Origin of the sequence: Piscibacillus salipiscarius JCM 13188 (genome assembly GCF_001311865.1) — a bacterium.
Taxonomy (GTDB): Bacteria; Bacillota; Bacilli; order Bacillales; family Alkalibacillaceae; genus Piscibacillus; species Piscibacillus salipiscarius.
This window is the reverse complement of record NZ_BBCD01000004.1, coordinates 84,577-96,918: the sequence shown is the minus strand read 5'-3', so window position 1 is coordinate 96,918 and position 12,342 is coordinate 84,577. Positions and strand designations below refer to the sequence as shown.

General features: G+C 37.1%; 10 protein-coding genes and 6 pseudogenes. 14 read left to right on the top strand and 2 right to left on the bottom strand.

The annotated features are described in order from the left end of the window. The first annotated feature begins 207 nt into the window (after positions 1-207). The 6 genes and pseudogenes from JCM13188_RS04435 to JCM13188_RS20380 all read left to right on the top strand — a co-directional run bounded on the left by JCM13188_RS04435 (position 208) and on the right by JCM13188_RS20380 (position 5,402). Entirely contained in the window at positions 208-1,491 is a 1,284-nt protein-coding gene (locus JCM13188_RS04435) for an extracellular solute-binding protein (RefSeq protein WP_054752410.1), read from the top strand. A 75-nt stretch (positions 1,492-1,566) separates the two neighbouring features. Then, positions 1,567-2,444 (top strand): annotated as a pseudogene (locus JCM13188_RS04430) (carbohydrate ABC transporter permease). A 14-nt stretch (positions 2,445-2,458) separates the two neighbouring features. Further along, positions 2,459-3,282, top strand: a pseudogene (locus tag JCM13188_RS04425) (carbohydrate ABC transporter permease). A gap of 12 nt (positions 3,283-3,294) precedes the next feature. Continuing rightward, entirely contained in the window at positions 3,295-3,444 is a 150-nt protein-coding gene (locus JCM13188_RS20385) for a hypothetical protein (RefSeq protein WP_369404821.1), read from the top strand. Further along, a pseudogene (locus JCM13188_RS04420) lies at positions 3,437-5,103 on the top strand (glycoside hydrolase family 52 protein). Before JCM13188_RS20385 ends, JCM13188_RS04420 begins: the two are co-directional and overlap by 8 nt. A gap of 77 nt (positions 5,104-5,180) precedes the next feature. Further along, the gene (locus tag JCM13188_RS20380) at positions 5,181-5,402 is read left to right on the top strand and encodes a hypothetical protein (protein ID WP_369404820.1); all 222 of its coding nucleotides are present in this window, start codon (positions 5,181-5,183) and stop codon (positions 5,400-5,402) included. Here the strand turns inward: JCM13188_RS20380 and JCM13188_RS04415 are convergent. Together JCM13188_RS04415 and JCM13188_RS04410 are read right to left on the bottom strand one after the other, a co-directional pair. Beyond that, the gene (locus tag JCM13188_RS04415; RefSeq protein WP_279401377.1) at positions 5,394-5,648 is read right to left on the bottom strand and encodes a YesL family protein; all 255 of its coding nucleotides are present in this window, start codon (positions 5,646-5,648) and stop codon (positions 5,394-5,396) included. The genes JCM13188_RS20380 and JCM13188_RS04415 overlap by 9 nt on opposite strands. Before the next feature lie 11 nt (positions 5,649-5,659). Continuing rightward, the gene (locus JCM13188_RS04410; protein ID WP_054752406.1) at positions 5,660-6,007 is read right to left on the bottom strand and encodes a DUF624 domain-containing protein; all 348 of its coding nucleotides are present in this window, start codon (positions 6,005-6,007) and stop codon (positions 5,660-5,662) included. Between the two features lie 97 nt (positions 6,008-6,104). Here JCM13188_RS04410 and xylA point away from each other — a divergent pair. The 8 genes and pseudogenes from xylA (at position 6,105) to JCM13188_RS04375 (ending at position 12,229) form a co-directional block, all read left to right on the top strand. Next, positions 6,105-7,424, top strand: a pseudogene (gene xylA, locus JCM13188_RS04405) (xylose isomerase). 54 nt (positions 7,425-7,478) lie between these two features. Further along, positions 7,479-8,974, top strand: a pseudogene (gene xylB / locus JCM13188_RS04400) (xylulokinase). Between the two features lie 10 nt (positions 8,975-8,984). Beyond that, positions 8,985-9,140, top strand: a complete 156-nt coding sequence (locus tag JCM13188_RS17895) for a 4-hydroxythreonine-4-phosphate dehydrogenase PdxA (RefSeq protein WP_377328673.1) — start codon at positions 8,985-8,987, stop codon at positions 9,138-9,140. Between the two features lie 129 nt (positions 9,141-9,269). Continuing rightward, positions 9,270-9,570 (top strand): annotated as a pseudogene (locus JCM13188_RS04395) (DUF2089 family protein). Next, a complete protein-coding gene (locus JCM13188_RS17890; protein ID WP_279401376.1) occupies positions 9,567-9,863 on the top strand; it encodes a hypothetical protein in 297 nt (98 codons plus the stop codon). The pseudogene JCM13188_RS04395 and the gene JCM13188_RS17890 overlap by 4 nt, the downstream one beginning before the upstream one ends. Before the next feature lie 94 nt (positions 9,864-9,957). After that, positions 9,958-11,259, top strand: coding sequence for a DUF4139 domain-containing protein (locus tag JCM13188_RS04390; RefSeq protein ID WP_279401375.1), 1,302 nt, complete (start codon positions 9,958-9,960; stop codon positions 11,257-11,259). A 5-nt stretch (positions 11,260-11,264) separates the two neighbouring features. Next, positions 11,265-11,564: a hypothetical protein gene (locus JCM13188_RS04385; RefSeq protein ID WP_054752402.1), complete on the top strand. Its 300-nt coding sequence runs from the start codon at positions 11,265-11,267 to the stop codon at positions 11,562-11,564. Between the two features lie 482 nt (positions 11,565-12,046). Further along, positions 12,047-12,229 carry a hypothetical protein gene (locus JCM13188_RS04375; protein WP_054752399.1) on the top strand — a complete coding sequence of 61 codons (183 nt, stop codon included), beginning with the start codon at positions 12,047-12,049 and terminating at the stop codon, positions 12,227-12,229. Positions 12,230-12,342: the final 113 nt, after the last annotated feature.

The following is a 12,342-nucleotide window of genomic DNA, read 5'->3' as shown; positions in this document are numbered from 1 at the left end:
ATTTGTTTCCCTTTTTGACTTCATATTGATTAAACGTCTTACTACTGAAATTATACATGTTAATCTCCTTTAACAACTTTGATTAATGCTTATTATACTATCAAATTTAAAATATTTAAATAACTTTGTTTAGCCACTAGACAAACTAAGTTGGTATTGTTATACTTTAGTTAAAATTCAGAATTTTTTCAAGGGGGATTTTTTAGGATGAAAAGGAAAGCGGTTTCATTGATGGTTTTGATTATGTCGTGCTTCTTAGTGTTAACTGCTTGTTCGAATGAGGGAGAGGAAAGTAATGGTGATGGGAAAGTCATTGAATTTATGCATTTATGGCCTGAAGGGAATTCAACGGCTCATCACAATATTGTTAACGACATCATAGAAGGTTTCGAAAGTGAAAATCCTGGAGTAACGATTGACTTAGAAGTATTAAGTAATGAACAGTATAAGGAAAAAGTTCAAGTATTATCATCATCAGATGAACTTCCTGATGTCGGGATGACTTGGGCTGCAGGTTACATGGAACCATTTGTTGAAGGAGGTCAATTCGCATCCTTAAACGATATCTTAGATGGTGAATTTGGTGACCTATTTGTTCCGGGTACTGTTGATGCTTATAGTTTTGAGGACACGGCTTATGGTCTGCCTTTAGAATTAAACATCGCTCCAGTCTTTTATAACCAGGCAATTTTTGAAGAGCATGGGTTAGAGGCGCCAAAGACCTATGAAGAGTTCGTAAATGTCGTTGAGGTGTTAAGGGAAAATGACGTAGCACCAATTGCTTTAGGAAATAAGGATGCCTGGACAGGTTCATTGTGGTACATGTACTTAGCTGATCGAATTGGTGGACCAACATTATTAACAGATGCCATTAATGGTGATGAAAGCTTTACGAATGAAGCCTTTGTTAGTGCAGCTGAAGAAATTCAGAATTTAGTTGATAAGAATGCGTTCATTAAAGGTTATAACGGATTAGGTGACCAAGAAGCGAAGAGCATGTTTATCAATGAACAAGCTGCCATGTACTTAATTGGTTCGTGGGATCTTCCTAATTACACAACAAGTGAAGATGTTCCGCAAGAAGTTAGGGATTCAATTGATTATTTCAAGTTTCCTACGGTTAATGGAAACGGAGATCCAAGCAGCTTTGTAGGTGGTCCAGGTGTTGGGTTATTTGTATCTGAAAATTCCGAAGTTAAAGATGAAGCGAAAGAATTTGTTCAGTACTTTGTTGAAAACTGGGGAGAAGATGCTGTATCAAATGCGGGTGTTATTCCAGCAACAAAAGTTGACACAGATGAAGTTGAATTACATCAAATGTACATTGATGTATTAAATGACCTAAATAATGCAAGTAATATTACATTATTTGCTGATGTTCAAATGTCACCTGATGCAGCTCAGACACATCTAGATCTTATTCAGGGACTGTTTGGTAACGAAGTATCACCTGAAGAATTCGCAGAAGAACATGAGGCAGCGATGGAGTAAGAATAATATTGAAAAGGGCATGCCAAAGTTGGTATGTTCCTTTTCCACTAATACATAAAAGAAGGGCGATTCCTAATGGATAAAGTTATGTCGAACAAATTATGATTGCTCTCTATATCCTACCGGCACTTCTTATGGTTTCAGTCTTTATTTTCGTTCCAATCGTACTGACTGGGTATTATGGTCTGATGGATTGGAGTGGAATAGGGTCAATGACTTTCATTGGGCTTGAAAACTATAAAGAATTATTAGTGGATAAAAAGTTTTGGGACAGTGTTTTTCATTCGTTTTTATTAGCTGTCTTCTCGACAGCCAGCTTAGTTATTTATCTACTAATTTCAATGATTCTAGATTCTAAAATTAAGGGTAGCGATTTTTTAAGGAAAGTTTATTTGATTCCTATGTTGTTATCATCAGTAGCTATCGCTCAGTTGTGGCTGAAGATTTACCATCCTTCCAATGGGATGTTAAATAGTTTTTAGGTTTTTTGGAATAGAGAATACACCAGATTGGTTAGCTGACCCACAGATTGTCCTATATGCCATTTTCATACCAATTTATGGCAGTACGCTGGTTTTTACATTTTGATTTATTATGCGGCATTAAAGAATGTACCTAATGAATTAATTGAAGCAGCCCGTATTGATGGGGCTTCACCTCTGCAAATCGCACTTAAGGTCAAGTTGCCTTTAATTGCTGGGATTATTAAGGTCACCATTGTCTTAGCTATTGTCGGGTCATTAAAGTATTTCGACTTAATTTGGGTTATGACTGGTGGCGGTCCTAATGGTCATAGTGAGGTTATGGCCTCTTACATGTATAAAGAAGCTTTTAGTAGTAATAATTTTGGCTATGGTAGTGCGATAGCTTTCTTCTTACTGATTATCACGCTCATCACGACGTATATCATAAGAAAACTGACCTCTCATGAAAACGACGAAGTTCAATATTAGGAGTGAACTTTACTATGCGTAAAATATTGTATTTCTTACTATATTTATTTTTAGCAATCGTGGCTGTCTTTCAGATTTATCCGTTAGTTTGGTTATTAAAGTTCTCGCTAAAAGATACTAACGAAATCTTTGGTAAATCTCCATTTGCTCTTCCGGAAGATCCGAAATGGGAGAATTACTTAAAGGTATGGACAGATGGGAATATTGGTGTCTACTTTTTTAACAGTGTTTGGATTACAGTGTCTTCTATTATATTAACTATCTTAATTGCAAGTATGGCGACGTTTGCGATTACAAGAATGAAATGGAAGTTAAATGGTGTGGTATTAGGGCTTATTATGGTAGGTCTTATGATACCAGTACATTCTTCTTTAATTCCATTATTTAAAATGTTTTTAGAAGTTAACTTAATCGACCATCCGTTATCAATTGTTCTAACATATACAGCTTACAACCTACCAATCACAGTGATGATTTTGCTAGGTTTTTACTACACATTACCTCGAGAGATTGAAGAAGCAGCCATTGTGGATGGCTGTTCTATTAATAGAATGTTTTTACTGTGATTCTGCCTTTAACAACACCTGTTATTACAACGACAGTAATTATAAATATGATTTTTAACTGGAACGAATATGTCTTTGTTAACACATTTATTAGCTCTGATCGTTTTAAAACATTAACCGTAGGAATCCAAAACTTTGTCGGTCAGTATATGACAGATTGGGGAGCTATTGGTGCAACTTTAATGATTAGTGTTATTCCAATTTTAATTGCATTTATCTTTTTCAGTAACAAAATCATTGATGGTATATCAGCAGGCGCTTTAAAAGGTTAGGAGGAGTGAAATATGCCAGAAAATATGTTTTTTAATGCACATCATTCACCTATTGGGTCTTTTGCAAGTTTTACTCTAGGTTTCCCAGGAGCAGGCGGTGGTTTTGATTTAGAGATGGCAAAACCTCCTCGAAAAGTGTGTTTATCGGGCTGGAATCGTTAGAAGACGAGAACCGATACGATACTCTTCCATTTTTGAGGGTAAGGAAGATGAGAGTCTGAGATTTGATATCGAAAATCCAGATCCTAACCCAGATAAACCAGATGTCATTAAAGCGTTTAAAAAAGATCAGATTAAACGTGATTTTAACTTAGGGTCCGATACTTGGAAAGCAGGAGATTTAACTTTTACGGTTTATACTCAGGCTAAACCAATTCCAGAGCCTAATCATGCTTCAGAAGATGAGCTTAAGAAGGTGACTGTGCCAGCGGTTTTTGCTGAACTTAAGATTGATAACCGAAATGGTAAGAAACCAAGACGAGCGTTTTTGGATATGAAGGAAATGATCCGTACAGTTCAATGAGACGATTAGATGACACAAGTTCGTTGGTTGGTGTAGGTCAAGGGAGATTGACAGCCATCTCAACAAACGACTCTCAAGCGACATCTGCAATGCATTTTAGTATGGAAGATATTTTGCTAGAAAGTGATGAGGACAATTGGACATTTGGGCTTGGAACAGTAGGTGCTCTTATATTTGATGTTCCTGCTGGTGAAGTGGCAACGTATCCAATCTGTATTTCATTTTTTAGGGATGGTTGGGCAACGGTAGGCTTAGATACAACATATTATTACACAAAGTTATTTAATAATATTGAAGATGTATCCAGCTATGTATTAGAGCATTTTGATGAGTTCAAAGAACGATGTTTAGAATCTAATCAATTAATTGAATCTTCTACCTTAAATAATGATCAGAAATTTATGATGGCGCACGCTATTCGTAGTTACTATGGGAATACACAACTGTTAGAACGAGATGGAAAGCCTTTATGGGTGGTCAATGAAGGCGAATACCGCATGATGAATACATTTGATTTGACGGTTGATCAGTTATTCTATGAGCTGAAGATGAATCCGTGGGTAATGAGAAATGTTCTAGACTTATATGTTGAACGTTATAGCTACGTAGACGAAGTCAAATATCCGGACTCAAATGAAAGTCACCCAGGTGGGAGAAGTTTTACTCATGATATGGGCGTCGCAAATACATTTTCTCGTCCTGAGTATTCAGTATATGAGTTATATAACATTGATGGTTGCTTTTCTCATATGACGCATGAAGAGCTGCTTAATTGGGTATTGTCAGCTGCCACATATGTTATTAAAACCAATGATGTTGAATGGTTCAATGATAAAAAGGTCGTTTTTGAGGAGTGCTTAGAAAGCCTATTAAATCGTGATCACCCAGAAGAGTTTAAACGAAACGGTATTATGGGGTTAGATTCTTCCCGTACGAAAAATGGTGCGGAAATCACGACATATGATAGTTTAGATATTTCATTAGGGCAAAGTCGCAACAACATTTACTTAGCAAGTAAAACTTGGGCTGCTTATGTTTTGCTTAAAAATTTATTCGAACAATTTGAGGAAGGTGAACTGGCAAAAGTTGCCCAAGATCAAGCTTTAAATTGCTCAAATACAATCGTATCTCATGTGACTGACGAAGGCTTCATTCCAGCTGTCATCGAGAAAAACAATCAATCTAGAATTATTCCTGCCATAGAAGGACTTGTTTACCCTTACTATATAGGGGATACAGATGCTGTTAGCGAAGAAGGTGAGTTCGGTCAATATATTAAAGCCTTAAACGTCATCTGAATACTGTTTTAGTTAAAGGTGTCTGTCTATTTGAAGATGGTGGATGGAAGATTTCTTCAACAAGTCAAAACTCTTGGTTGAGTAAGATTTACCTTAATCAGTATATTGCAAGGGAAATATTAGGATTATCTTGGGATGAAAAAGGTCAAGCCGCTGACCGCGCTCATGTTCAATGGTTAACTCATCCTACCTTATCCATTTGGAGTTGGAGTGATCAAATTATAAATGGTGAAATATCCGCAAGTAAATACTATCCGCGTGGTGTGACAAGTATTCTGTGGTTGGATGAGTCAAACTGATTGCTTTTTCACCAAAACTTGTTTCGTAGCATCCATGACAAAAAACGTGTTGAGCCAGGCAAAGACACTAACATTAAAAAAGAAAGCAATGCCAGGGATGAAATAGTAGATGACAAGTAAAGAACCTAAACTAAGTAGTAATAACAGATTTTGAATCGGACTGATGAGCATTATGAATAGAGCGTTTTTTAAGATACCTAATAGTGGCAGATCAAAAGTGTTATAAGTTGGTATGATATATAACAATGTCATGCCAACTAAGAAAGAGATTCCCCAAAAGGTAGATGTACCAATTGAAAAGCTCCTTGCTCGACAATAAATAATAGGTTAATAAATGCTATTAATATGAGAGGGAGTACGATTAAAATGAGTTTGTTTGAGGTTAAGAAAACATACTTATAATGCTTCCAAAACTCTTGGTGTAATTTGAAATTATAATCGCCTTGAATCCACTTTTTAGATATGGCGTAAAGCGTAACAGTTGAAGGGAGTATTCCAAGCACCACTCCGCCTAATAAGGTGAATACAGCCCATAAAAGGTTCATATACACAAGGCTCATAATCCAATTAGTCAGTTGGTAGATTGATTGAATAAACTGTTTCATCGCTTGGAATCCCCTTTATTTTCTAGAAGTCTTTTAACTATTATATCGAAATTTTGAACTAGTGAAAAATTTATTTAATAGAAAGGGAGAATGAGTAATGGGTTATTTTGAACAATTTCCACAAGTAAAATACGAAGGTATTCAGTCCCAAAATCCATATGCTTTTAAATATTATAATCCAGGTGAGCGAGTTGGCGACAAGACAATGGAAGAGTGGTTAAGATTCTCCGTTGCTTATTGGCATACATTTACAGCTAATGGTGAAGACCCATTTGGTGCAGGTACGATGGTTCGCTCTTGGGATCACCTGGATGGAATGGACCGTGCTAAGGCGCGTGTTGAAGCGGCATTTGAATTTTTTGAGAAAATGCAGGTTCCTTACTTTTGCTTTCATGATATTGATGTGGCTCCAGAAGGCGATACATTAAAGGAAACGTTTGATAACTTAGATGAAATCGTAGGTATGATTAAAGAATACATGAAGAATAGCCGTACCCAGTTGTTGTGGAATACAGCAAACATGTTTACACACCCCCGCTTTACTCATGGAGCAGCAACGTCTAGTAATGCAGATGTGTTTGCCTTTGCGGCAGCTAAAGTTAAAAAGGGTTTAGAGATTGGTAAAGAATTAGGCGGTCAAAACTACGTGTTCTGGGGAGGGCGTGAAGGTTATGAGACCCTCCTTAATACGGACATGAAATTTGAGTTAGATAATTTGGGACGCTTTTTCCATATGGCGGTTGATTATGCTAAAGAAATTGGATTTGACGGTCAATTTTTAATTGAGCCAAAACCGAAAGAGCCGACGAAACATCAGTATGACTTTGATGTCGCTTCTGGTCTTGCTTTTTTAAGAACTTATGGATTAGAGGACTACTTTAAATTTAATATTGAAGCCAACCATGCGACATTAGCTGGTCATACGTTTGAACATGAACTACATTATGCACGTGCAAATGGACTCTTAGGTTCGGTGGATGCGAACCAAGGCGATTTACTTCTAGGTTGGGATACGGATGAATTTCCAACTGATTTATATTCCACGACTTTAGCTATGTATGAGATCTTGAAAAAACGGCGGGCTTGGTACAGGTGGTCTTAACTTTGATGCCAAATTAAGACGTGGATCTATAGCTGATGAGGATTTATTCCACGCTCACATTGCTGGGATGGATAGTTTCGCAGTTGGCCTCAAAGTAGCTCATAAACTACTTGAGGATCGAGTGCTAGAAGGGATTATTGACGACCGTTATTCTAGCTACCAAAAGGGATTGGCAAAGACATAGTTAATGGAGAAACAGATTTTAAGAAATTGTATGAGTATGCGTTAGAACATGACCAAATTGAAAATAAATCAAATCATGTAGAACAAATCAGAGCAAAGATTAACCAGTATCTACTAACGGCATTCGCCTAATATGTTGGCTAACCTAATTGGGTTAGCCTTCACATTTTTAGAGGAGGGATCAACATGAGTTATGTCATTGGAGTTGACTTAGGAACAAGCGCTGTAAAAGTTTTACTTGTGAATCGGCAAGGTGAGGTCGTTTCGGAGTCCTCTTGTGATTACCCATTAATTCAAGAAAAGGCAGGGTATAGTGAGCAAAAACCAGAGGATTGGGTTAGTGGGACTAAGAAAGCCTTAGCTCAATTAGTTAAACAAGCTCAAGTGCCTAGTGAACAAATCGAAGGAATTAGTTTTTCCGGACAGATGCACGGTCTAGTCTTATTAGATGAAAATCGTCAAGTACTTAGGAACGCCATTTATGGAATGATACGAGAACAACTAAACAATGCCAAGAAATCTATGATTTAGTCGGTAAGGAACGATACATAGAGCTAACTAAAAATCTTGCTTTGGAAGGGTTCACGTTGCCGAAAATATTATGGGTGAAGTCGAATGAATCTCATATATTTGAACAGGCAGCGAAGTTCGTTTTGCCAAAAGATTATTTGAGGTACCGAATGACTGGTCAAATTCATATGGACTATTCAGATGCAGCGGGAACAGGGATGCTAGATTTAAATAAAGGTGAATGGAGTTCTGAAATTGCTAGCGCAGTTGGTCTTGATGAAAGTTTATGTCCGGAATTGGTCCACTCACACAAATATGTTAGTCAGTTGAATGAAGAGTTTGTAGAGGAGACAGGGTTGAGTGCTAAAACAAAAGTATTTGCTGGTGGTGCTGATAATGCGTGTGGGGCTATTGGGTCAGGAATATTAGGAGAAGGTAAAACGATGTGTAGTATTGGAACATCAGGGGTCGTATTATCTTATGAAGACGATTCGACAGCGACTTATGATGGAAAAGCTCACTTTTTTAACCATGGTAAGGAAGAAGCATACTACGCAATGGGTGTGACCTTATCAGCTGGGTACAGTCTTAACTGGTTTAAAGAAACCTTTGCCAAGGAGTTAAGTTTTGAAGATTTATTAGCTGATGTTGATCAAGTTCCCGTTGGAAGTCGAGGACTATTATTCACCCCTTACCTTGTCGGAGAACGTACACCTCATGCAGATGCTCAGATTCGAGGGAGTTTTATCGGAATGGATAGCTCTCACGAAATAAAAGATTTCGCAAGAGCTGTTATGGAGGGCATCACGTTTTCGCTAAACGAAACCATAGAGATGTTCCGAGAACGAGGGAAAACAATAGACACAATTTACTCCATTGGCGGAGGGGCTAAAAATCAAGAGTGGATACAAATTCAAGCGGATATTTTTAATGCTAATATTGTAAGACTGACAAGTGAACAAGGTCCTGGCATGGGTGCGGCACTACTAGCAGGGTATGGACTCGGATGGTATCAAAGTCTATTGGAAGGAGCTTCTAATTTAATAGAGGTTAAGGATGAGATTAAGCCTATTCCAGAAAATGTTGAGAAGTATCGAAGGTTATTTGATCTATATAAGAACGTATACTACCAGACAAAGTCAATTAATGATGGTTTAGTAGATTTTCGTTAGTAAAAATTGAATAGAGGCAGGCTTAAATATTATTGTCGGTTTACTGACCATACGAATAAGCATTGATTATAGAACTGTGTGTGACATAGCAGGTAAAGGTATTACAGATGAAAAAAGTTTAATTGAAGCGATCAGGCAAGGTGTCGAATTAGCACCGAAAAATTAATAGAGTATGATTTAGAACTTGGAGTATTATTAAAGGCTCCAAGTTTTTGTTTAATAATATTAAATAATACTTTAATAAAATTAAAGTTTATGTTAATGTAATATTATAAAATATTTAGGAGGATCAGACATGGAAGCTAGAGATGTACCACAATGGATCCTTGCGCTTGAATATGAAGATCTAGAGTTTATTAAGAAGTTTACAATGAACTCAGGCTCTTTGAAGGAAGTTGCAAAACTATATAATGTCTCCTACCCTACCGTTCGACTTAGATTAGATCGTATGATACAAAAAAATTGAGGTAAGTGAGAGTAGGGAGGACGATGAGTTTGTAGAATTTATTAAAAAGTTATCTATTGATGATGAGGTAAGTCTTGAAGCAGCTAAGTTAATAATAGATAAGTATAGAAAAGAAAAGGGGGATTTGTGAGTGAGTTATACGATTGGAGTGTTGATAGCCTTAATTATTGTGGCAACTCAATATTTTCTGTCAAGAACAGAAAATGCATATTTTGGTGGCATTATTCCATTAGTGTATGTGGTGAGTATCTTTATTTTGTGGCAACAAGAATATGGTTTAATGATATAACTAATGGTGAATTTTTAAGAGTTATAATTCTAGGAACAATCATCTTACTTTCGATTTGGGCAAATGGAAGATCATCTTTAAAATCTAAAAGAGAGCGTGAATTAAATCAAATGAAAACAATGGATATGAAATGAACAAAACTTGGAGTTAATTTGGCTCCAAGTATTTTTATAAAAAAGAGGATTTCCTGTTTCAATATGGAATTGGAAAGTAATGGGAGGTGCAGACATGTTCATTTCTAAAGGTCAGGATTCTAAAGATTTAGCGTTAACAGTTTATAACCAGAACTTCGCAGTGGTAAAAGACAAGCGTTCGTTCGAAGGATATAACAAAGAGACTCAAATCCGATTTGAAGATGTGTCTGAGAAGATTGAAACGGATTCCATTATAGTAGATGGACTTCAGATTAAAGAGCTTAATTATGACCACGATCTGGTCGATAAGGTGAAGCTGCTTAAGAAGTACATCGGGGAAATGGTTCAGTTAGTGGACCCAAAGTCTAAACACAAAGAATTTTATCGTCTTTTAAGTGCGGAGCAAGGGCTAGTACTTGAGCACCTTGAGACTGGAGAGATTATATTAAATCCACCTGAGGAGAATTTGACTTTGCCGAAACTACCAAATGGACTCATTATTAAGCCTTCATTGATTTGGGAGGTTGAGAAGGCTGACGTTGATGAGGTTCATGTGACGTATACGACTGGTGGTCTTAAGTGGAAAGCGAATTATGTGATTCATTTAAATGGGGACTCGTTTGATTTAACGGCTTGGGTGTTACTACATAATCAGTCAGGGACGAACTTTGAAAATGTTCGTTTGAAGCTCATTGCAGGTGATGTTAATCGAGTTGAGGACGTTATCGCATTACCACCTGTACAAGAAAATTCACTATATTCTTATGCTGAAATGCCTGCTTTTGAGGAAAAGAGCTTCTCGGATTTTCACCTATACACTCTTCAAGGGAAAACAACTTTGAAGAATCAACAAGAGAAACAAATTACGTTATTTGAAGCGGCAGAAGTTCCGTTTGAGAGGTATTATCGGTATTCTTATAACGATGAAAAGGCAGATATCATGCTGAAATTTCATAATGGTGAAAAACAACACTTAGGTATGCCTTTTCCGGCTGGTAAGGTCAAAGTTTATGACGAAGACCAAGAGGATGGTAGCTTAGAGCTGATCGGCGAAGACCTCATTGACCATCAAGCCAAAAACACAGATATTGAACTGAACCTTGGTCAGGCGTTTGATATTGAATGCAAAAGCCGCGAGGTGGATGCATATAAACACGGAATCTATGAATATAAAGAATATGAGTATGTCATTAACAATCATAAAGATGAAGAGGCCCAGATGAAAATTAACCATTCGATTTATAAGCGAGGCTGGGAAATGGTTGAGTCAAGTCACAAGTATGAAAAGCTCAATAGTGGAGAAATAGAGTATAACGAAACCGTCGCTGCCAATGAAACACTTAAAATTACGTTTAGATATAGAGTTGATATTAGCCGTACGGTTAAGTTTGAATAAGTGAGGTGCTGATTATTCCAATTAAACGCGTTTATTTAATTGCCAATTTAGCAAGTCTACCAGCTCATTTGTTTTTCATACTCATGTTGTTGCTTGGTGCAAGCTTGACAGATCCGCATTCTAATCTACTTCTTGATGTGATTTTTTACGCTTTATTGATGAATGCACTTAATTTTGCCCTACTGGTGATCTTTCATATTAGTAAGAAAGATTCTGAATCGAGGAAAGAGAACTACTTCGCTTTTGCGGTGGGCTCTGCCATTGTATTATTTGTTTATCTAAATATGGGATTTTCGACAATTTAGGGGAAGAATATTTTGGCGGAATGTAATGGTTATCAGTATCAGTGGCCAAGGAAAGATATCTGGTCAGGAGTTTGGTCAAAGGATGGGAAGAAATGTGCGAACTGCGGGGAGCGACAGTACATATCCAGTACTACGCAGCGGTTTTTGACAGTAGGTTATATAGACGTTCTATTTGTGCTCATGTTTCCGTTGGTCATCATCTTCTTCCCACATAAGGTTAAACTCAGCAATTAGCAAGAAGGGCTGTTGGATAAATGTGTAGACAAACTGGCCGTAAAAATTGAGAAAGGGGCCGAAAAGTTGGCAAAACAGGCCGTTAAATTTCAAAAAAGGGCCGATAAATCTCAAAAAGAGGCCGTTAATCTTTGAAAACAGGCCGTAAGTTTTCGAAAAGGGGCCGTATCATTTTCAATGACTGGAGAAAAACTGCAAGATAAATCAGAGAAACCGACCGATAAAATTTTATAAGAGGGGGATTTTGTATGGCAGAAGTCTGTAAGGAATGTGGGAATGATGAGTTCAATCAAGGGAGATTGGGGAATGGGACGACTGCGGTAACGCCTTTGAACAAGGTCATGGGGAGTTCGTTCATGACGTTGACGTTTTGTAGTCAATGTGGTGAGGTGTCATCTATGAAAGTGGATAAGCCTGAAAAGTTTAGGTAGAACTTCTAATTGATCAAATAAGCCCAAACGTCCAAGCCGTAGTTGGTTTTGGGCTTTTTTTTTTAAAATAGTAATACTATATTTTACCAATAATGACGGAAAATTAAGATGAA